We start from the raw sequence: 20,259 nt of genomic DNA, 5'->3' as shown, positions 1-20,259 counted from the left end.
ATCCCTACTTCTTTCCGGCCTGCTTCTTCGCACGGTTCTTATTCACCGGCTGCGCGCGCTGGGTCGTCACCGGCTTCTGCTGCTGCGGCACTTCATCCACTTGGAGGACGACGGCGCCGTCCTGCACGAGCTTGCCCTTACGAGCCAGGCGGGCCTCGCGCGCCTTGGCCGCGTCGGAGCCCGGGGTCGGCATGTTGCGGATCACCAGGAACTGCTGCCCCATCGTCCACAGGTTCGAGGTCAGCCAGTAGAACATGACACCGAGCGGGAAGGCGAAGCCGGAGAACAGGAAGACGAAGGGGAGCAGGTACAGCAGGATGCGCTGCTGCTTGAACTGCGGGCTCGCCTTGGTCTCCGGCGACATGTTCTTGGAGACGATCTGGAGCTGGGTGAGGAACTGCGATCCGGTCATGAGCACGACCATCGTCGCGGCGATGACCATGACGGCGACCTGCTGCGGGTGGGCGTTCAGCGCACCCTGGAAGCTCTGGTGCAGTGGCGCGACGCCGAACAGCGTCGAGCTGCCGAACTGTTCGGCGAGCGTCGCGTTCAGCGGGCCGACGCCGGCCTTGCCGCTCTGCGCGCCGTTGAGGACCTGAAACAGGGCGAAGAACACGGGCATCTGAAGCAGCAGCGGGAGGCAGGAGCTCAGCGGGTTGGTGCCCGTCTTCTTGTAGAGCTCCATCGTCTCGCGCGACATCGCCTCGCGGGAGAACTGGTCCTTCTTGCCCTTGTACTTGTCCTGGATCTTCTTGAGCTGCGGCGCGATCTCCAGCATGCGTCGCTGGTTCTTGATCTGCCGGACGAAGATCGGGATCAGTGCCGCACGGACGACGACGGTCAGACCGACGATGGACAGCACCCAGGTGATACCCGCCGCCGGGTCCATCCCCATGGTGCTGAACAGCCAGTGCCAGGCGACGAGGATGAGTTCCACGACCCATTTGATGGGCCAGAGGATGGTACCGATGATGTCCATGTCTGGGTGCTAGGCCTTTCCCTGGCTGGTGGCGACGACGAATCCGAACGGAGTGACCCGGTAGCGGCGCTTCTTCTTGAGGGGGACGTCATCGACCCCTCCGGCTGCCCACGGGTGGCAGCGGGCGATCCGGCGAATTCCGAGCGCGCTTCCAACGATCACCCCGTGCTCCTGAATCGCCTGCAGCGTATAGGCGGAGCACGAGGGGTAGTACCGGCAGACGTCGCCGTAGAGCGGGGAGATCACCGCGCGGTACGCCCGGAGCACCAACACGGCAGCGTTCCTCGGAGCGAGGAGCACTGCGGCGATCGCGGTGTTCATGGACGGACGTTGCCTTCGCTGGTGTCCCGCGGACGGCTGTCGCGCGGACTGGTGGTGTGGCGGCTGAGGAAACGGTCGGTGGCCCGCGAGACCTCACCGTGCAGATTAGCCCACGTCACTTGGGCGGAGGCTGGCAATGCCCGGATGACGATGTCCAGGCCTGCGCCGCCGGCGGGCGCCGACGAGAGGCGGGGGAGCAGTTCGTAAGCCGCAGCCTTGAGCCGGCGTCGCACACGGTTGCGGACGACCGCGTTACCGACCACCTTGCTCACGATGAAACCGAAACGCACCACGTCGGAGTCGCGATTGAACCGGACGTAGGCGATCATGCTCACTTCGTTGAAGCGCGCACCTCGTCGCACGGTCGCCCGGTACTCCGCGCCCCGCGTGATGCGATGGTTCTTCGCGAGCACGCGTCGCGCCCTGACCCGGAAGCGGCTCTGACCCGGAAAGGGTCAGGCCGAGAGCTTCTCGCGGCCCTTGGAACGACGCGCCGACAGGATGGCGCGACCGGCACGCGTGCGCATGCGGAGGCGGAAGCCGTGGGTCTTGGCGCGCTTGCGGTTGTTCGGCTGGAACGTTCTCTTGCTCATGTCTATCTCCGTGGTGGTCTCTTCACAGGCCGGTGCTGAATGGATTCGGCCAGCACGGGGAGGCCAGGAAAGTTTCTGGGCAGCCGAAACGGCTGAAGTCAACCTATTAAAGCTACGTCCTTAAGGCGACCCGGGTCAAACCGATCGTCCTGAAACCCTTGATTATGCACGGGATTTGCAGGAACCGAGCGAACGACGCGCCGGAGTATTCCTCGAACCGAATTTGATCCACACCTGTGGACAAGTTAGCGTGAACTCCTAAGTTATCCCCAGGCCATCCCAAAAAGGGCCGGAGATCGCTACGGTATTGCACACACAGCGGTGGATAACTCTGTGAATACCCACGGCGGCGTCCTTGCCGCCAGCCCAGCGCGAGTCACACGGGGGACGACTCGTCTCGCGTCGGGCCGACGGCATCCACGAATTTCGAAGACGGGGAACGATGGCAGGCGGCGAAGAGTCCATTTCTGCGGCATGGCAGAACGTGCTCGACAATCTCGAGACGGACGACCGCATCACACCCCAGTTGCACGGCTTCCTCAGCCTGGTCGAGCCCAAAGGCATCATGGCCGGAACCTTCTACCTCGAGGTGCCCAACGAGTTCACGCGCGGGATGATCGAGCAGCGCAGCCGCGTCCCCCTCCTCAACGCGATCGGCAACCTCGACCAGGCGCTCGAGGTCAACACTTTCGCGATCGTGGTGAACCCCGAGATCCAGCAGGAGTCGATGGCCGGCCCCGCCGAGCCGGAGCCCGCCCCCTATCTGGACGCCGTCGCGCCGATGATGGCGCCGCCGACCGAGATCACCGCGCCCCCGCGCAACGGCGACACCCGTCTCAACTCCAAGTACAGCTTCGACAACTTCGTCATCGGCCAGTCGAACCGGTTCGCGCACGCGGCCGCGGTCGCCGTCGCGGAGGCGCCGGCCAAGGCGTACAACCCCTCTTCATCTACGGCGACTCCGGCCTGGGCAAGACCCACCTCCTGCACGCGATCGGCCACTACGCGATGAGCCTCTACCCGGGCATCCGCGTGCGGTACGTCTCGAGCGAGGAGTTCACGAACGACTTCATCAACTCGATCGCCAACAACCGGGGCTCGTCCTTCCAGGCGCGCTACCGGAACATCGACATCCTGCTGATCGACGACATCCAGTTCCTGCAGCGCGCGGTCGAGACGCAGGAGGCGTTCTTCCACACCTTCAACACCCTCCACGACCACAACAAGCAGGTGGTCATCACCAGCGATCTCCCGCCGAAGCACCTGACGGGCTTCGAGGACCGGATGCGCTCGCGCTTCGAGTGGGGCCTGATCACCGACGTCCAGGTCCCCGACCTGGAGACCCGCATCGCGATCCTCCGCAAGAAGGCCCAGAGCGAGAAGATCCTCGTCCCGGACGACATCCTCGAGTTCATGGCGTCGAAGGTGTCGAGCAACATCCGCGAGCTGGAGGGAACGCTGATCCGCGTCACCGCCTTCGCGAGCCTGAATCGCACCCCGGTCGACATGCCGCTGGTTCAGACGGTGCTGAAGGACCTGATCACGCTCGACGACGACAACGTGATCGCGCCGACCGACATCATCACCAACACCGCGGAGTACTTCAAGCTCAGCGTCGACGACCTCTACGGCTCGAGCCGCTCGCAGGCGGTCGCCACGGCACGGCAGATCGCGATGTATCTCTGCCGCGAACTGACGAACCTCTCGCTGCCGAAGATCGGCCAGCTCTTCGGCGGCCGCGACCACACGACCGTGATGTACGCGAACAAGAAGATCAGCGAGCTCATGAAGGAGCGGCGCTCGATCTACAACCAGGTGACCGAGCTCACCAGCCGGATCAAGCAGAACCACCGCTACGGCAAGTAAGCCGGCGCACGGTCTCGACAGCGCGCCACGCCGCGGCGCTCGAGAAAGTTATCCACAGATCGATCCCCAGAGTGGGGAGAGTTCGTTATTAACACCTGGGGATAACTTGTGGAGAAGTTCCGGAAAGTCGCTCGATTAATGGGGACGAACGGTTCCCGGCTGTGAAAAGCCGTCGATCGGGCTGACGCTCGAAATCCTTGTCAACAGAGGGATTCCACCGGTCATCAACAAGTAACGAGGGTGTAGTTCCCGCTGATTGCAAGGTATCCACCGAGTTATCCACAGTTTCCACAGCGGTTAACACCATTAATGATTAATCCTTCTCAGTTAAGGCCGGCCGACAACCTCAAGCGCTTGCTCGAATGACAACTTCTGCGTCGAAGGCCAAGCGCTAGGATCGGTGTCGTTCGTATCCGAGCGCCGACCAAGGGGAGACTTCGTGAAGTTCCAAGCCAATCGGGATGTCTTCAGTGAGGCCGTCTCCTTCGCCGTGAAGCTTCTTCCCCAGCGGACGACCCTCCCCATCCTGAGCGGCGTTCTGATCGAGACCACGGACACCGGACTGCAGCTCTCGTCGTTCGACTACGAGGTCTCGGCGCAGACGGAGATCGCTGCCGAGGTCGAGGAGCCGGGTCGCGTGCTCGTCTCCGGGCGGCTCCTGGCCGAGATCGCCGCCAAGCTCCCGAACGCGCCCGTCCAGTTCTCGACCGAGGAGTCCAAGATCGTGGTCCGCGCCGGATCGGCGAACTTCACGCTGCTCTCCATGCCGGTCGAGGAATACCCGAGCATCCCGCAGGTCGGCGGCGACGCCGGACTCGTGCCCGCCGAGGAATTCGCCGAAGCCGTCGCCCAGGTCGGAGTCGCGGCTTCCCGGGACGATGTCACCCCGGTGATCACCGGCGTGCAGCTCGAGGTCGGGAACAACACGCTCGGCCTGGTCGCGACCGACCGCTACCGCGTCGCCGTACGCGAGATCGACTGGGACAACGGCACCACCTCCGGCGAGCCGCAGACCGCGCTCGTCCCCGCGCGCACCCTGACCGAGATCGGCAAGACCTTCGGCCACTCCGGGACGGTGTCCATCTCGATCACGAACCGCGACGACCGCGAGCTCATCGCGTTCACGGCGGACAAGAAGACCGTGACGTCCCTGCTGATCAAGGGCAACTTCCCGCCGGTGCGCCGGCTCTTCCCCGAGCAGGTCGACAACTACGCGGTCATGAACACCGCCGAGCTCATCGAGGCGACGCGCCGCGTCTCCCTCGTCCTGGAGCGCGAGGCAGCGCTCCGTTACACCTTCACCGCCGACGGACTGACGCTGGAAGCGATCGGCTCGGAGCAGGCGCAAGCATCCGAGAGCATCGACGCTCTCCTCACTGGCCAGGAGACGGTGGTTTCATTGAAGCCGCAGTTCCTGCTCGATGGTCTCGGTGCCGTGCACTCGGAATTCGTGCGCATCTCCTTCACCAAGACCGAGAACCCCAACAAGCCGGGCCCGGTGCTCATCACGAGTCAGACCTCGAAGGATCAGTCCGGTTCGGACTCCTACAAGTACCTGCTGCAGCCCAACCTGCTGCTGCGCTAGGACCCGGTCCCGCTCCACGAGAGAAGAAGGACAATCATGCACATCGGCCTCATCGGTCTCGGACGCATGGGCAACAACATGCGCGCCCGCCTGGAGAAGAACGGCATCGAGGTCACCGGCTACGACACGAATCCCGACGTGTCGGATGTGGCCACCCTCGCCGACCTCGTCGCGACCCTCCCGCTCCGCGGACCGTCTGGGTCATGGTGCCGGCCGGCGAGATCACCGACTCGGTGATCACCGACCTCAAGCCGCTGCTCGAGAAGGGCGACCTCGTCATCGACGGCGGCAACTCGAAGTTCACCGAGGACTTCAAGCACGCCGAGCAGCTCGCCCCGAAGGGCGTCGACTTCATGGACGCCGGCGTCTCCGGCGGCATCTGGGGTCTGGACAACGGCTACGGCCTGATGGTCGGCGGCTCCAAGGAGCAGGTCGAGCGCGTCATGCCCGTGTTCGACGCGCTGCGCCCGGAGGGCCCGCGCGACGAGGGCTTCGTCCATGTCGGAGAGGTGGGCGCCGGCCACTACGCGAAGATGGTGCACAACGGCATCGAGTACGCGCTGATGCAGGCGTACGCCGAGGGCTACGAGCTCCTCGACACGCGCAAGGACATCATCAAGGACGTCACCGGCACGTTCAAGGCGTGGCAGCGCGGCACGGTCGTGCGCTCCTGGCTGCTCGACCTCCTGGTGCGCGCCCTGGAGCAGGACCCGGAGTTCGAGCACATCGAGGGCTTCGTGCAGGACTCGGGCGAGGGCCGCTGGACCGTCGAGGAGGCGCTCAACAACGCCGTCCCCGTTCCGACGATCAGCGCCTCGATCTTCGCGCGCTTCGTCTCCCGCCAGAAGGACTCGCCCGCGATGAAGGCGGTCGCCGCCCTCCGCAACCAGTTCGGCGGCCACGCCGTGAAGGCTGTGGACTAACCCTCCTTGAGAGTTACACATCTTTCCCTGACTGATTTCCGCAACTATCGCACCGCGGATGTCCCGTTCGCGGCCGGCGCCAATCTGTTCGTCGGCCGCAACGGTCAGGGCAAGACCAACCTCGTCGAATCGCTCGGCTACCTGAGCACCCTCGGGTCGCATCGGGTGTCGAGCGATCAGGCGATGATCCGCAAGGACGCCGACGCGGCGATCGTCCGGGCACGCATCGAGCACGACGGCCGGGAGCTCCTGGTGGAGGTGCAGCTCAACCGCTCGTCGGCCAACCGCGCGCAAGTGAATCGCGGCGCGATCAAGCCCCGCGAGTTGCCGCGCTACTTCTCCAGCGTGCTGTTCGCCCCGGAGGATCTCGCGCTGGTCCGGGGGAGCCCGGCATCCGCCGCCGGTTCCTCGATCAGCTCCTGATCCAGCGGAGCCCGCGTTTCTCCGCCGTCATCTCCGACTATGAGCGCGTGCTGAAACAGCGGAACACCCTGCTGAAGTCGGCGCGCGCCTCCCGGGTGAAACCGGACCAGCTCGGGACCCTGGACATCTGGGACGACCGGCTGGTCGCGCTCGGCACCGAGCTCCTGGATGCCCGACTCGACCTGGTCTCCCGGCTGAGCGATCCCCTCGTCGCGGCGTACCGGTCGGTCGCCGGCGACGACCACCATCCCCGGCTCCTTCCGCAGCTCACCATCCGCGGCGCGCACGTCGACGACGAGGACGACGACGCCGAGACAGATGTAACCACCTCATCCGGTGACACCGCCGAGGTCTTCCGCGGCGCGCTCGCGGCCGTCCGACCGAAGGAGCTGGAGCGCGGCCTCACACTGGTCGGCCCGCACCGCGACGACGTGCTGTTCGAGCTCAACGGCCTCCCTGCGAAGGGCTATGCCAGCCACGGGGAGTCCTGGTCGTTCGCGCTCGCACTGAAGCTGGCCTCCGCCGAGCTGCTGCGGCGGGAGTCCTCGACAGGCGATCCCGTCCTGATCCTCGACGACGTGTTCGCCGAGCTGGATCAGGCTCGCAGGCGCATGCTTGCAACCGCCGTAGCCGGTTACGAGCAGGTGCTCATCACGGCGGCTGTCTACGACGACGTCCCGGAGACCCTCACCGCCCACACCGTGCGGATCGAGGCCGGGACTATCGTGGGATCGTGAGCGAGGCGTCGGCCGTCTACCTGCGGATGAAGGAGCTCTTCACGGGCACACCGTCGCGTCGGCGCGCGAAGCGAGCGGCGGACGACCCCTCCGCGTCGAAGCCGTTCGGCGCCGGCCGCGACCCCCGCGGGCTCGGCGATGTGGTCGACGCGCTCGCCCAGCAACTCGGCTGGACGGCGCCGCTGGCGAAATCCGACCTCCTGGAAGGTTGGGAGCAGCTGGCCGGAGAAGAGACGGCGAAGCATGCCGTTCCCGACCAGATCACGGACGGCGTGCTGGTCGTGCGCTGCGAGTCCACGGCCTGGGCGACGCAGCTGCGGATGATGCGCTCGGAGCTGCTCGTGCGCATCGGCGAGCGGTTCCCGGACGCCGACATCCAGTCGATCCGTTTTCAGGGGCCGGACGCCCCCTCCTGGAAACGCGGTCCCAGGTCGATTCCAGGGCGCGGTCCGCGCGATACTTACGGCTGATTGCACAAAAGAGGTCGCCCGTTCGAAGAAAACGCGTCAGATGGGCGATTTCGGGCAATCCGACTCCCTGCCCTTGGTAGAATGGAGAGTCACTGTCGAGTGCGGTCAGGAGCCAAATTTCATATGACGATGGAACCGAACAGGGCCGAGGCGGAACACGACTACGGCGCGAATGAGATCCAGATCCTCGAAGGTCTCGAAGCCGTCCGCAAGCGACCCGGAATGTACATCGGCTCCACCGGCCCCCGCGGCCTCCACCACCTGGTGTACGAGATCGTCGACAACTCCGTCGACGAGGCGCTCGCCGGCCACGCCGACAACATCGAAGTGACCATCCTCCCCGACGGCGCGGTCCGCGTGGACGACAACGGCCGCGGAATCCCCGTCGACGAGCACCCGGTCGAGAAGAAGTCGACGGTGGAGGTCGTGCTCACGATCCTGCACGCCGGCGGCAAATTCGGCGGCGGCGGTTACGCGGTCTCCGGTGGCCTGCACGGTGTCGGCAGCTCGGTCGTCAACGCCCTGTCGTCGCGGCTCGACGTCGAGGTCCACCGCCAGGGCTACGCGTGGCGCCAGAGCTACCGCGACGGTGTGCCGCAGGCGCCGCTCGAGCAGGGCGAGGCGTCCGACCGTACGGGAACGATCATCACGTTCTGGCCGAGCCCGGTGACCTTCGAGACCGTCGTGTTCGACTACGACACCCTCCGCACCCGATTCCAGCAGATGGCCTTCCTCAACAAGGGCCTGCGCATCTCCCTCAGAGACGAGCGCGCCCCCGAGGTGGAGCCGGTGGAGGGCGAGGTCGAGGACGAGGCCGAGGTGTTCGCCCCGCGCTCGGACGTCTTCCTCTACGAGCGCGGTCTGACCGACTACGTGCACTACCTCAACGCCGCGAAGAAGGCGGAGGTCGTGCACGAGGAGATCATCTCGTTCGAGTCAGAGGACAACGACCGCAAGATCGCGCTCGAGGTCGCGATGCAGTGGACGACGAGCTACAACGAGTCCGTCTTCACCTACGCGAACACGATCAACACCCACGAGGGCGGAACGCACGAGGAGGGCTTCCGCGCGGCGCTGACCACTCTGGTCAACCGGTACGCGCGTGAGAAGAACATCCTGAAGGAGAGGGACGACAACCTCTCCGGCGAGGACGTGCGCGAAGGCCTCACCGCCGTCATCTCCGTCAAGCTGTCCGAGCCGCAGTTCGAGGGCCAGACCAAGACCAAGCTCGGCAACACCGAGGCCAAGGCGTTCGTGCAGAAGGTCGTCGGCGACCAGCTCGGCGACTGGTTCGACCGCAACCCGAATCAGGCGAAGGAGATCATCCGCAAGGCCCTCTCCGCCGCCACCGCCCGCCTCGCCGCCCGCAAGGCGCGCGAGACCGCGCGCCGCAAGGGCCTCCTCGAGAGCGGCGGGATGCCGGGCAAGCTCAAGGACTGCGCGTCCAAGGACCCGACCCTGTCCGAGATCTTCATCGTCGAGGGCGACTCGGCCGGCGGCTCCGCCGTACAGGGCCGCAACCCGGAGACCCAGGCGATCCTCCCGCTGCGCGGCAAGATCCTCAACGTCGAGAAGGCGCGGCTCGACCGCGCCCTCGCGAACAACGAGGTGCAGGCCATGATCACGGCGTTCGGCGCCGGCATCGGCGAGGACTTCAACCCGGAGAAGGCGCGGTACCACAAGATCGTGCTGATGGCCGACGCCGACGTCGACGGCCAGCACATCACGACGCTGCTCCTGACGCTGCTGTTCCGCTACATGCGGCCACTCATCGAGCTCGGCTATGTGTACCTCGCGCAGCCGCCGCTCTACCGGCTCAAGTGGTCGAACGCCGAGCACGAGTACGTCTACTCCGACCGCGAGCGCGACGCGTTCCTCGCGGAGGGCGTCGCCGCAGGCAAGCGCATCCCCAAGGACAACGGGGTGCAGCGCTACAAGGGCCTGGGCGAGATGGACTACAAGGAGCTGTGGGAGACCACGATGAACCCGGAGACGCGCACGCTGCTCCAGGTCACGCTCGACGACGCGGCCGCCGCCGACGAGATCTTCGCCACGCTGATGGGCGAGGACGTCGAATCGCGCCGCTCGTTCATCCAGAAGAACGCCAAGGACGTGCGCTTCCTCGACATCTGAGGAAGCGCGACGACGAGACCCCACGGTCTGAGAAGAGAGCACTGTGACGGACGAGACCCCCACCGGCGAAGGCTTCGGCATCCACGGCAGGATCGACCAGGTCGACCTGCAATCGGAGATGCAGCGGTCGTACCTCGACTACGCGATGAGCGTCATCGTCGGGCGCGCGCTGCCCGAGGTGCGCGACGGCCTCAAGCCGGTGCACCGGCGTGTGATCTACGCGATGTTCGACGGCGGCTACCGCCCGGACAAGGCGTTCTCGAAGTGCGCCCGCGTCGTCGGCGATGTGATGGGCCAGTTCCACCCGCACGGCGACTCGGCGATCTACGACGCGCTCGTGCGCCTCGTGCAGCCGTGGAGCCTCCGCTACCCGCTCGCGCTCGGCCAGGGCAACTTCGGCTCGCCGGGCAACGACGGCGCAGCGGCCCCGCGGTATACCGAGACCAAGATGGCCCCGCTGGCGCTGGAGATGGTCCGGGACATCGACGAGGAGACCGTCGACTTCCAGGACAACTACGACGGCCGCACGCAGGAGCCGGCCGTCCTGCCCAGCCGCTTCCCGAACCTGCTGGTGAACGGCTCGGTCGGCATCGCGGTCGGCATGGCCACGAACATCCCGCCGCACAACCTCCGGGAGGTCGCGGACGGCGCCCTCTGGCACCTCGCCCACCCGGAGGCGCCGCGCGAGGAACTGCTCGAAGAGCTGATCAAGCGGATCAAGGGCCCGGACTTCCCGACGGGCGCGCAGATCCTCGGCATCAAGGGCATCCAGGATGCCTATCGGACCGGCCGCGGTTCGATCACGATGCGCGCCGTCGTCAGCATCGAAGAGATCCAGGGCCGCGTGTGCCTGGTGGTCACCGAGCTGCCGTACCAGGTGAACCCGGACAACCTCGCGATCAAGATCGCCGAGCTGGTGAAGGACGGCCGCGTCGGCGGCATCGCGGACATTCGCGACGAGACCTCGGGCCGCACCGGTCAGCGTCTCGTGATCGTTCTCAAGCGCGACGCGGTCGCGAAGGTCGTGCTGAACAACCTCTACAAGCACACCCAGCTGCAGGAGAACTTCGGCGCCAACATGCTGGCGATCGTGGACAACGTCCCGCGCACGCTCGCACTGGACGGCTTCATCACCGCGTGGGTCGACCACCAGATCGAAGTCATCGTGCGCCGCACGCGCTTCCGCCTCCGCAAGAAGGAGGAGCGCGCCCACATCCTGCGCGGCTATCTCAAGGCGCTCGACGCGCTCGACGAGGTCATCGCGCTCATCCGCCGGTCGCCCACCGTCGAGGACGCGCGCGAGGGCCTGAAGGGCCTGCTCGATGTCGACGACGTGCAGGCCGACGCCATCCTCGCGATGCAGCTCCGCCGGCTGGCCGCTCTGGAGCGCCAGAAGATCATCGAGGAGCACGACCAGATCGAGCTGGAGATCGCCGATCTCAAGGCCATCCTCGCGGACCCGGTGCGTCAGCGCACGATCGTCAGCGAGGAGCTCACCGAGATCGTCGACCGTTTCGGCGACGACCGTCGCACCGAGATCATGTTCGGCTTCGACGGCGACATGAGCGTGGAGGACCTCATCCCCGAAGAGGAGATGGTGGTCACGGTCACCCGCGGCGGCTACATCAAGCGCACGCGCAGCGACAACTACCGAAGCCAGCACCGCGGCGGCAAGGGGGTCAAGGGCGCCCAGCTCCGCGGGGAGGACGTGGTCGACCACTTCTTCGTGACGACGACGCACCACTGGCTCCTCTTCTTCACGAACAAGGGCCGCGTCTACCGCGCCAAGGCTTACGAGGTGCAGGAGGCCGGCCGCGACGCCAAGGGCCAGCACGTCGCCAACCTGCTCGCCCTGCAGCCGGACGAGGAGATCGCGGAGATCCTGGACATCCGCGACTACAAGGCGGCGAAGTACCTGGTGCTCGCCACCCGCGACGGCCTCATCAAGAAGACGGCGCTGGAGGAGTACGACACCAACCGGTCCGGCGGCATCATCGCGATCAAGCTCCGCGAGGACGACGAGCTCGTCTCCGCGCTGCTGGTCGAGGAGGACTCCGACCTCCTGCTGGTCTCCCGCAAGGGCATGTCCATCCGCTTCACCGCCAGCGACGAGGCGCTGCGCCCGATGGGCCGCTCCACCTCGGGCGTCATCGGGATGCACTTCCGCGGCGAGGACCGGCTGCTCGACGCGGCCGTCGTCTCCGACGAGGGCTACGTGTTCGTGGTCACGGAGGGCGGCTACGCCAAGCGCACGTCGGCCGACCAGTACCGCCTCCAGGGCCGTGGTGGTCTGGGCATCAAGGTCGCGAAACTGAGCGACGACCGTGGGGATCTGGTGGGTTCTCTCATCGTGGATGAGGACGACGAGGTCCTGGTGGTTCTTGCCAGCGGCAAGGTGGTACGCTCTGCCGTGGCCGAGGTACCCGCCAAGGGCCGTGACACTATGGGTGTCGTTTTTGCACGTTTCGCCGAGACCGACAAGATCATCGCTCTGGCGAAGAACACCGAGCGCAACCTGGATTCCCAGGAAGCCGATGCAGAATCGGTAGCCGACGATGAAACCGGTCGTGCCGGGAAGGATGAAGCCGTAGATGAGCAGTAGCGTCGCCGAGAAACTCGCGAGGAAGTCGACCCGACGACCCACGTCCGCCAAGCAGGTGCGGCTGAAGCTCGTCTACGTCGACTTCTGGTCGACCGTGAAGCTCTCGTTCCTCGCGGGCATCTGCCTGGCGATCATCGCGATCGTCGGCACATTCCTGATCTGGACGGTCCTCGACCGCACCGGCATCTTCGACCAGCTCAACGGTCTGGTGAAGGACGTCTCCGGCGCGAGTGGCGGCGACCTCCGCTCCGTGCTCGGCCTCGGTCAGGTCATGGGCTTCTCGCTGGTGGTGGGCATCCTCGACATCGTCGTGGTGACCGCGCTCGGCGCCGTTTTCGCGCTGCTCTACAACCTGTCGGTCAAGATCACGGGCGGTCTGCTCGTGGGCTTCACCAACAACTGAGCGCGGGCGGCACTCGATTTCGCCATCCGGGCTCAGATCAGGTACCCTCTAATCTGTTGCCCATTCGGGGATATAGCTCAGGCGGTTAGAGCGCTTCGCTGATAACGAAGAGGTCCGAGGTTCAAGTCCTCGTATCCCCACCATGTGTCGTGACGGACACCATCTCCCGGGGCCTTAGCTCAGTTGGTAGAGCGCCTGCTTTGCAAGCAGGATGTCAGGAGTTCGAATCTCCTAGGCTCCACAGTCTTATTTCGTCGCGAAGCCCTCGGGCCGAGCGTGCGCGGGCTCAGCTGCCCACCGCGCCTGGCGGTTCGATCGGCCGCGTAGCCACCGTGCTCGAGTAGGCGATGCTCGTCGTCACACTGCCGAGGGACCCGATCGTTCCGGAGACCTGCTCGAGGTGGCGCATCGATGTCGCGACGACCTTCAGGATGAAGCAGTCGTCGCCCGTGACGTGGTGCGCCTCCACGACCTCCGGAGTCGCGGCCAGCAGTTCGTGGAGCGGCTGGTACTGGCTGCTCGGATAGCGCAGCCGCAGGAACGCGAGGATGCCGTAGCCCAGCCGCTCGGGGTCGACGATCGCGCGGTAGGCCGAGATGACCCCGGCCTCCTCCAACCTCCGAATGCGTTCTGCGACCGCACTGTTCGACATGTGGACGGTACGGGCGAGTTCGGCGACCGACTGCCGGCCGTCGCGCTGCAGCTCGCCGAGCAGGGCGCGATCGACTCCGTCGGCGGCGAATGGAGGATTCACGGTCATGGCGCGATTCTGGCACGGAATTCCCGGTCGGACGGCCCGAACGCCGAGTATCGTCTGTTCAGATCGCGTTTGTGCCGCCCTACTGTTGTGTGCATGACGATGACGACCACGACCAGCGAGGCCGCGCAGCATTTCGCCGCGAAGCTCCGGTACGAGACCGACCCCTCCGATGTGCGCGCCGCGCAGATGGCGGGGGACCGCTTCGCACTGATCGACAGCCGCGGCGAGGCGGCCTGGCGCCAGGGCCGCATCGCCGGCGCGATCCACCTCCCGACCGCGGAGATCGGCAGGCGAGCGACGGAGGTCCTGCCGCTGGACATGCCGGTGGTGGTGTACTGCTGGGGCCCGGGATGCAACGGCTCGACCCGTGCCGCGCTGGCATTCAGCCTGGCGGGCTACGAGGCGCGCGAGCTGATCGGCGGCTTCGAGTACTGGGCGCGCGAAGGCCTCCCGGTCGAGGACGACCACGGGCCGGTCGTCCGCGGCGCCGACCCGCTGACAGCGCCGGTCGACGGGGTGAGCTGCGCCTGCTGACGGGGGTTACTTGAGCAGTCGTGACAGCACACGGTCGGCGAGCGGCTTCCCACCCGTCTGGCACGTGGGGCAGTACTGCAGCGTGGAGTCCGCGAAGATCACCTGGCGGATGGTGTCCCCGCACACCGGGCACGGCTGGCCTGTGCGGCCGTGGACGCGCATCCCCGACTTCTTCTCGCTCTTCAGCTCCGACGCGGCCAGGCCTTCCGAGCGTGCGAGAGCCTCGTGCAACGTCTCCTCGAGCGCGGCGTAGAGGCGGTCGGCCTCCTGTCCGCTCATCGATGCGGGCTTGAAGGGGGACATCTTCGCGACGTGCAGGATCTCGTCGGAGTAGGCGTTGCCGATCCCGGCGATCAGTGCCTGGTTGCGCAGCACGCCCTTGACCTGCGCGCGGCCTTGGGCGGCGAGGATGGCCGCGAACACATCCCGTGTGAACGCTGCGTCGAGCGGATCGGGGCCGAGGCGGGCGACGCCGGGGACCTCCGCCGGGTCGCGGACGATGGAGACGGCGAGGCTCTTCTTCGTGCCGGCCTCGGTGATGTCGAGGCCGGAGCCGTCGTCCAGCACCAGGCGTGCCGCGAGCGGTCCCTTGCTCGGGCGGCCGGTCGGCGGGGGCGGCGGAGTCTCACGCCAGCGGATCCAGCCGGCCCGCGCGAGGTGGATGACGACGTGGAGGTCGCCGGCCGCGATGTCGAGGAACTTGCCATGCCGGCCGACCCCGGTGATCGTCAGCCCCTTGAGCGCCTCGGGCGGGGGATCGAACGTCTTCAGCGCGGAGAACGCGACGATGCTGAGCCGATCGATGATGCGACCGGTCAGCCGCTCGCCCAGGTCGGCGGCGAGGGCGGTGACTTCCGGCAGTTCGGGCACCATCCCATACTGCCGCTCTCCACCGACGAGCGGCAGTAGGGTGTCGGAATGGACATCAGGGTCGCCGCCTACGGCGTCATCGTGGATGGGCCGCGCATCCTGCTCGCGCACTGGAACGAGAGCGGCCGCTCCGGGTGGACGCTGCCCGGTGGCGGGATCGAGCCCGGGGAGGATCCGCTCGACGCCGTCGTGCGCGAGATCGCGGAGGAGACCGGGTTCGAGGCCCGGGCGGAGGCGCTGCTCGGCATCGACTCGAAGATCGTCCCTGCCGAGGCGCGCTTCGTCCCGGACGCCGGCCCGCTGCACGCGCTCCGGATCGTCTACCGTGCGACCGTCACCGGGGAGCCTGAAGAACGAGCTCGACGGGACGACCGACGAGGCCGCCTGGTTCGCGCTGACGAGCATCCCGAACCGGCGGGTCGACCTGGTCGACGTCGCGCTGCGCATGGCCGGTCTCGGCGACCTGGCCCGACCGCTGCGCTGAGCCGCGATCAGGCCGTCCGCGTGACCGGGTGCGGCTCGGAGGGGATGATGATCCACATCGCGATGTAGGCGATGAACTGCGGTCCCGGCAGCAGCAGGGACAGCAGGAACAGGATGCGCACGGTCAGCGGCTTGAGCCCGAAACGGTTCGCGAGTCCGGCGCAGACGCCGCCGAGGATGCGGCCGTCGAGGGGTCGTTGCAGAGTGTTCATGACTCCAGCATCGCCATCACGAGACCGGAGTACTATCCGGGAAACCCCCGATTCGACCCTGGGGTCGGCTCCACCGGCGAGGGGTCTACTCCGCGGCGGGAGTCGTGGGCTCCTCGTCGGCGACCCACAGCTCGTCGTCGGCGCGGAAGGTCTGCCAGACGGCGTAGAGCAGTCCCGCCGCCGCGACGACGCCGAGGCCGACCGCGATGATCGTGCCGGCGCCGGGCCCCGAGTTGCGGCTCGCGGCGGACGCCTTCTTGGTGATCTCCTTGCGCGCCTTGGTGAAATCACCGGCGAAGGCGGCGCTGCGTGCGGCCCGCGCGTGGTCGACGACCGAGAGCGCGGTTCCGACGGCGGTACCGACGGCCGGAATCACGTCACCGACGAGACGGTCGCGCGCGACGCCCGCGTAGTGCCCCGCCGAATCCTTGGCCGACTGGGCCACCGGACGGACGTAGGACTCGTAGCCCTCGCGCACCCGCGGCGCGAGCTCTTCACGGGAGTAGTGGGCGGCCTGTCTGCGTGCCGCGGCTGCCAGAGCGTTGGCGCTCGCAAGCACGTCCTGCTGCTGCTCCCACAGCTCCTGCGCGTCACTCCGCAGACGGTCGAGCTCCTTCTGGCGCTTCCGTGTCAGGCTCATTCTGGACCTCCATTGCGTCGGCTGGGCGAACTCACTCCATCTTGCCACCGAAAGCCCTGAGGATGGCCCGAGAGCCGAAGAGGCTTCCCGAAACCCAACAGGGCCCTGTGCAAGAATTGGTGCCATGTCTAAGCACACCGCTGTCGCCACGCTCCACACTAACTACGGAGACATCAAGGTCAACCTCTTCGGCAACCACGCTCCGAAGACGGTCCGTAACTTCGTGGGCCTCGCGACCGGTGAGATCGAGTGGACGCACCCCGCCACGGGCGAGAAGACGAACAAGCCGCTGTACGACGGCGTGGTCTTCCACCGCATCATCCCGGGCTTCATGATCCAGGGCGGCGACCCGCTCGGCCAGGGCATCGGCGGCCCGGGCTACCAGTTCGACGACGAGATCAACCCTGAACTCGACTTCACCCAGCCGTACATCCTCGCGATGGCCAACGCCGGCATCCAGGGCGGGCGCGGCACGAACGGCTCGCAGTTCTTCATCACCGTGGCGCCCACCACGTGGCTTCAGGGCAAGCACACCATCTTCGGCGAGGTCGCGGACGACGCGTCCCGCAAGATCGTCGACAAGCTCGCCGAGCTGCCCACCGACGCCCGCGACCGTCCCCTCGACGACGTCGTGATCGAGTCGGTCGAGATCGACCAGGCCTGAGGCCTGCCGGGGGAGCGGGCGGAGAAGAAACCATGTCTCAGCCCGTCGACGCTCCGGCGAGCGTCTGCTACCGTCACCCCGATCGCGTCAGCCATGTGCGCTGCCAGCGCTGCGGGCGGGCGATCTGCGGTGAGTGTCGGACTCCTGCCGCAGTCGGAGTGATCTGCCCGGAGTGCATGGCGCAGCAGCGCGCCACGGCGCCGCGCACCCGCTCGCCCTGGGTGTCGCGGCTCACGGGCCCGGGCGCCCCGGTCGTCACGTACGCGATCATCGGCGTCTGCATCGTGGTGTTCATCCTGCAGAACCTTCCGATCATCGGCTCGCAGGTGACCAACTCGCTGCTGTACGCGGGCGCCTACTCGTACCCGAGTCAATCGCTGTCGCCGGCGCTCGCCTTCGAGCCGTGGCGGATGCTGACGTCGGTCTTCCTGCATGCGAACATCATCCACATCGCGCTCAACATGTACACGCTGTGGATCTTCGGGATGGCGCTGGAGCCCGTGCTCGGGCGTGCGCGCTTCCTCACACTGTTCCTGATCAGCGGCTTCGCCGGGTCGCTCGGCGTGCTGCTGATCGCGCCGGCCAACCAGCCCGTGATCGGCGCGTCCGGCGCCATTTTCGGAATGCTCGGCGCCTTCTTCGTGATCCAGCGGCGGCTCGGCGGCAACGGGATGCAGATCCTGGTGCTGGTCGGCCTCAACCTAGCGATCGGGTTCCTGCCGGGCATGAACATCGCGTGGCAAGCGCATGTCGGCGGTCTCGTCGGCGGAGCACTGGCGGGGCTGATCTACGTCGAGACGCGCATGCCGTCGCGGCGTCGCTGGCAGACGCCGCTCATCGTGGCGCTCTGCGCCGTGCTCGTCGGTGCGAGCCTGCTGCACTTCGTGTGACGCATACTGTCGGCGCCCGCACTTCCCCACAACGCGTGGATAAGTTATCCACAGCCTTATTAACAGTGGGGATAATTACACCGGTGTAACTCTCCACAGGCTTATTAACACTGGGGAGAAGCCGACTGCGGGGTGGTGGACCGTGGGGAGAACTGCTGTGGATAAGTGGAGAACAGTAGGGACTCAGCGCCAGCGGGTGGTCATCAGGAAGCCGATGAAGGCGATCCCGAATCCGACCAGGATGTTCCACGCGCCGAGAGCGGGGATCGGGTACTGGTTCTGGCTGACGTAGAAGACGATGATCCAGATGAGCCCGAGCAGCATGAAGCCGAACATGACGGGCTTGAACCAGACGGGGTTGGGGGCGTCCTCGCCGGTTGCGGCCGAGCTGCGCTCGGGACGGGCGGAGCGCTCGAGCTTGGTCTTGGACTTGGTGCGTGCCATAGCACACAAGTGTAGCGGGAGTGGTCTGAACGTTCGTGGCGACGAAGGCGGGCAGTTCCCGGGAAACACCCGGTTTGGCCGGGCTCCCTCCCGATTAGAATGTGTCATATGACCGAGCCTGCCGAGTCCGCTGAGCCCGAGCGCCATCGCGCCGGCCCGCGCCGCGCGGCCCGGACTCCCCGCCGCAAGCGAAGCGCCGGCGAGGTCGTTCTTACGGTGATCGGCGAGCTGCTCATCACGGCCGGAGTGCTGGTCGGCCTGTTCCTCGGCTGGCAGGTCTGGTGGAACAACCTCGTCCTGTCGGGCCAGCAGACCTCGGCGGCGGCGACGCAGAGCAAGAAGTGGATCGACGACGCGATCAAGGCACCGCGGCCGACGCCGACGGACCCGTCGTCTCCCGAGGCGGTCGACCCTCCCGTGATGGCGCAGCCCGCCGACTACGAGCCGTTCGCTGTGATCTACATCCCGCGCCTCGGGCCGGACTGGAAGCGCACGATCCGCGAGACGGTCGACGTCGAGAAGGTCCTCAACAGCTACACCGCCGGGGTCGGCCACTACGCCGGCACGGCGATGCCCGGCGCGGTCGGCAACTTCGCCGTCGCCGGCCACGACTCGGGCTGGGGCAACACCTTCATCGACCTGTCCAAGCTGGAGCTCGGCGACCGCATCTACGTGCAGACCAAGGACGGCTGGTACACCTACGTCTTCCGGAACTTCGAGTTCGTGCAGCCCACGCAGGTGCAGGTGATCGCGTCCGTGCCCCGTCATCCCGACGTCCAGCCCATCGACAGGCTCATGACGATCACGACCTGCAACCCGCCGTTCCACGCAGGCGAGCGGCTGATCGCCTACAACGTCTACGCGGGCTTCCAGCCCACGCAGGATGTTCCGAACGAGATCCGCGCCGCGGTGACGGGAGGCTGAACCATGTACGGAGCCCTGTGGCGCATCCTGCCCGGACCGGTCTGGCTGCGCATCGTCATCCTGGTGATCCTGTTCGCGGTCGTGCTGTTGGGACTGGTGACCTGGGTCTTCCCGTGGGTGGATTCGCTCCTCGGTCCTCAGGAAGGTACCGTTGGGCCGTGACCCGCGTACTCGTCATCGACAACTACGACAGCTTCGTCTACACGCTCAACGGCTATCTCCGTGAACTCGGCGCCGAGACCGAGGTCGTGCGCAACGATGACATCGCGATCGAGGACCTGCCGGCGCGTGTGGCGGAGTTCGACGCGGTGCTGGTGTCGCCCGGGCCGGGCAAGCCGGTCGACGCCGGGGTGTCCATCCCGGTCGTCGAGCTCGCGCTGCAGGCCGGGACGCCGCTGCTCGGGGTCTGCCTCGGGCACCAGGCGATCGCGGAGGCGTTCGGCGGCGTGGTCACCAACGCCGAGGAGCTGATGCACGGCAAGACATCGCAGGTCGAGCACGACGACAGCCTGCTGTTCGACGGCGTGCCGCAGCCGTTCACCGCGACGCGCTATCACTCGCTGGCGGTCGTGGACGGCACCCTCCCCGACGACCTCATCGTCACCGCTCGCACGGCCGGCGGCGTCATCATGGGGCTGCAGCACCGGGTCGCGCCCATTTACGGCGTCCAGTTCCACCCCGAGTCGGTGCTCACCGAGGGCGGCTACCGGATGCTCGGCAACTGGCTCGAGAGGGCCGGCCTCGCGGGCGCTGCGCAGGCGTCCCGTGCGCTCCACCCGCTTGTGAAGCTGGGCTGAGCAGAA

21 protein-coding genes, 2 tRNA genes and 3 pseudogenes are annotated in these 20,259 nt (G+C 66.7%); 17 read left to right on the top strand and 9 right to left on the bottom strand.

Annotated elements, in window-relative coordinates; translation table 11 throughout:
- Window positions 1-4 precede the first annotated feature (4 nt).
- From yidC to rpmH, 4 genes are read right to left on the bottom strand one after another with little or no spacing between them, the layout of a single operon-like run.
- Window positions 5-979 (bottom strand): membrane protein insertase YidC, encoded by a 975-nt coding sequence (gene yidC, locus ACRAWC_RS12450; protein WP_431348001.1) that lies wholly within the window; start codon window positions 977-979, stop codon window positions 5-7.
- A gap of 9 nt (window positions 980-988) precedes the next feature.
- On the bottom strand, window positions 989-1,300 hold the full coding sequence (gene yidD / locus ACRAWC_RS12445) for a membrane protein insertion efficiency factor YidD (protein ID WP_431348000.1): 312 nt from the start codon (window positions 1,298-1,300) through the stop codon (window positions 989-991).
- A complete protein-coding gene (gene rnpA / locus ACRAWC_RS12440) occupies window positions 1,297-1,713 on the bottom strand; it encodes a ribonuclease P protein component (RefSeq protein ID WP_431347999.1) in 417 nt (138 codons plus the stop codon). Before rnpA ends, yidD begins: the two co-directional genes overlap by 4 nt.
- 42 nt (window positions 1,714-1,755) lie before the next feature.
- Window positions 1,756-1,893, bottom strand: a complete 138-nt coding sequence (gene rpmH, locus ACRAWC_RS12435; RefSeq protein WP_021763546.1) for a 50S ribosomal protein L34 — start codon at window positions 1,891-1,893, stop codon at window positions 1,756-1,758.
- Between the two features lie 442 nt (window positions 1,894-2,335).
- Here rpmH and dnaA point away from each other — a divergent pair.
- From dnaA to ACRAWC_RS12385, 10 genes and pseudogenes are all read left to right on the top strand, one after another.
- Window positions 2,336-3,759, top strand: a pseudogene (gene dnaA, locus ACRAWC_RS12430) (chromosomal replication initiator protein DnaA).
- Window positions 3,760-4,198: 439 nt separating this feature from the next.
- A complete protein-coding gene (dnaN, locus tag ACRAWC_RS12425; protein ID WP_431347998.1) occupies window positions 4,199-5,344 on the top strand; it encodes a DNA polymerase III subunit beta in 1,146 nt (381 codons plus the stop codon).
- Window positions 5,345-5,380: 36 nt separating this feature from the next.
- Window positions 5,381-6,267 (top strand): annotated as a pseudogene (gnd, locus tag ACRAWC_RS12420) (phosphogluconate dehydrogenase (NAD(+)-dependent, decarboxylating)).
- 6 nt (window positions 6,268-6,273) lie between these two features.
- Window positions 6,274-7,427: pseudogene (gene recF / locus ACRAWC_RS12415) on the top strand (DNA replication/repair protein RecF).
- Window positions 7,428-7,453: 26 nt separating this feature from the next.
- Window positions 7,454-7,897 carry a DUF721 domain-containing protein gene (locus ACRAWC_RS12410; RefSeq protein WP_431349434.1) on the top strand — a complete coding sequence of 148 codons (444 nt, stop codon included), beginning with the start codon at window positions 7,454-7,456 and terminating at the stop codon, window positions 7,895-7,897.
- A 123-nt stretch (window positions 7,898-8,020) separates the two neighbouring features.
- On the top strand, window positions 8,021-10,030 hold the full coding sequence (gene gyrB, locus ACRAWC_RS12405; protein ID WP_431347997.1) for a DNA topoisomerase (ATP-hydrolyzing) subunit B: 2,010 nt from the start codon (window positions 8,021-8,023) through the stop codon (window positions 10,028-10,030).
- Between the two features lie 43 nt (window positions 10,031-10,073).
- Window positions 10,074-12,632 carry a DNA gyrase subunit A gene (gene gyrA, locus ACRAWC_RS12400; protein ID WP_431347996.1) on the top strand — a complete coding sequence of 853 codons (2,559 nt, stop codon included), beginning with the start codon at window positions 10,074-10,076 and terminating at the stop codon, window positions 12,630-12,632.
- Window positions 12,622-13,035, top strand: coding sequence for a DUF3566 domain-containing protein (locus ACRAWC_RS12395; RefSeq protein ID WP_369961733.1), 414 nt, complete (start codon window positions 12,622-12,624; stop codon window positions 13,033-13,035). Before gyrA ends, ACRAWC_RS12395 begins: the two co-directional genes overlap by 11 nt.
- 66 nt (window positions 13,036-13,101) lie before the next feature.
- Window positions 13,102-13,178: transfer RNA gene (locus ACRAWC_RS12390), tRNA-Ile, on the top strand.
- Window positions 13,179-13,203: 25 nt separating this feature from the next.
- Window positions 13,204-13,276, top strand: a tRNA-Ala gene (locus ACRAWC_RS12385).
- Window positions 13,277-13,321: 45 nt separating this feature from the next.
- Here the strand turns inward: ACRAWC_RS12385 and ACRAWC_RS12380 are convergent.
- Window positions 13,322-13,795 (bottom strand): Lrp/AsnC family transcriptional regulator, encoded by a 474-nt coding sequence (locus tag ACRAWC_RS12380; protein ID WP_431347995.1) that lies wholly within the window; start codon window positions 13,793-13,795, stop codon window positions 13,322-13,324.
- A gap of 93 nt (window positions 13,796-13,888) precedes the next feature.
- Between ACRAWC_RS12380 and ACRAWC_RS12375 the strand changes: the two genes are divergently transcribed.
- Window positions 13,889-14,329, top strand: coding sequence for a rhodanese-like domain-containing protein (locus ACRAWC_RS12375; protein WP_431347994.1), 441 nt, complete (start codon window positions 13,889-13,891; stop codon window positions 14,327-14,329).
- Between the two features lie 6 nt (window positions 14,330-14,335).
- Here ACRAWC_RS12375 and ACRAWC_RS12370 read toward each other — a convergent pair whose 3' ends face one another.
- Window positions 14,336-15,199: an Fpg/Nei family DNA glycosylase gene (locus ACRAWC_RS12370; RefSeq protein ID WP_431349433.1), complete on the bottom strand. Its 864-nt coding sequence runs from the start codon at window positions 15,197-15,199 to the stop codon at window positions 14,336-14,338.
- Window positions 15,200-15,247: 48 nt separating this feature from the next.
- On the opposite strand from ACRAWC_RS12370, the gene ACRAWC_RS12365 reads away from it, so the two are divergent.
- Window positions 15,248-15,751, top strand: coding sequence for an NUDIX hydrolase (locus ACRAWC_RS12365; RefSeq protein ID WP_431347993.1), 504 nt, complete (start codon window positions 15,248-15,250; stop codon window positions 15,749-15,751).
- Here ACRAWC_RS12365 and ACRAWC_RS12360 read toward each other — a convergent pair.
- Window positions 15,691-15,894 (bottom strand): PspC domain-containing protein, encoded by a 204-nt coding sequence (locus ACRAWC_RS12360; protein ID WP_431347992.1) that lies wholly within the window; start codon window positions 15,892-15,894, stop codon window positions 15,691-15,693. The two genes, ACRAWC_RS12365 and ACRAWC_RS12360, sit on opposite strands and share 61 nt — an antisense overlap.
- Window positions 15,895-15,979: 85 nt before the next feature.
- Window positions 15,980-16,534, bottom strand: a complete 555-nt coding sequence (locus tag ACRAWC_RS12355; protein WP_431347991.1) for a hypothetical protein — start codon at window positions 16,532-16,534, stop codon at window positions 15,980-15,982.
- A gap of 124 nt (window positions 16,535-16,658) precedes the next feature.
- On the opposite strand from ACRAWC_RS12355, the gene ACRAWC_RS12350 reads away from it, so the two are divergent.
- Window positions 16,659-17,198 carry a peptidylprolyl isomerase gene (locus tag ACRAWC_RS12350; protein WP_179604137.1) on the top strand — a complete coding sequence of 180 codons (540 nt, stop codon included), beginning with the start codon at window positions 16,659-16,661 and terminating at the stop codon, window positions 17,196-17,198.
- A gap of 176 nt (window positions 17,199-17,374) precedes the next feature.
- Window positions 17,375-18,088, top strand: coding sequence for a rhomboid family intramembrane serine protease (locus ACRAWC_RS12345; protein ID WP_431347990.1), 714 nt, complete (start codon window positions 17,375-17,377; stop codon window positions 18,086-18,088).
- A gap of 183 nt (window positions 18,089-18,271) precedes the next feature.
- On the opposite strand, the gene ACRAWC_RS12340 is transcribed toward ACRAWC_RS12345, so the two are convergent.
- Window positions 18,272-18,532 (bottom strand): cell division protein CrgA, encoded by a 261-nt coding sequence (locus ACRAWC_RS12340; protein WP_179604135.1) that lies wholly within the window; start codon window positions 18,530-18,532, stop codon window positions 18,272-18,274.
- Between the two features lie 108 nt (window positions 18,533-18,640).
- Between ACRAWC_RS12340 and ACRAWC_RS12335 the strand changes: the two genes are divergently transcribed.
- The 3 genes from ACRAWC_RS12335 to ACRAWC_RS12325 are packed head-to-tail and all read left to right on the top strand — an operon-like array spanning window position 18,641 to window position 20,253.
- Window positions 18,641-19,456 carry a class E sortase gene (locus tag ACRAWC_RS12335; RefSeq protein ID WP_431347989.1) on the top strand — a complete coding sequence of 272 codons (816 nt, stop codon included), beginning with the start codon at window positions 18,641-18,643 and terminating at the stop codon, window positions 19,454-19,456.
- 3 nt (window positions 19,457-19,459) lie between these two features.
- On the top strand, window positions 19,460-19,618 hold the full coding sequence (locus ACRAWC_RS12330; protein ID WP_431347988.1) for a hypothetical protein: 159 nt from the start codon (window positions 19,460-19,462) through the stop codon (window positions 19,616-19,618).
- Entirely contained in the window at window positions 19,615-20,253 is a 639-nt protein-coding gene (locus ACRAWC_RS12325; RefSeq protein WP_431347987.1) for an anthranilate synthase component II, read from the top strand. Before ACRAWC_RS12330 ends, ACRAWC_RS12325 begins: the two co-directional genes overlap by 4 nt.
- Window positions 20,254-20,259 lie beyond the last annotated feature (6 nt).

The sequence above is a fragment of the Leifsonia sp. L25 genome (assembly GCF_050632895.1).
The sequence above is the reverse complement of the archived record's forward strand: the minus strand, read 5'-3'. Positions and strand labels throughout refer to the sequence as shown.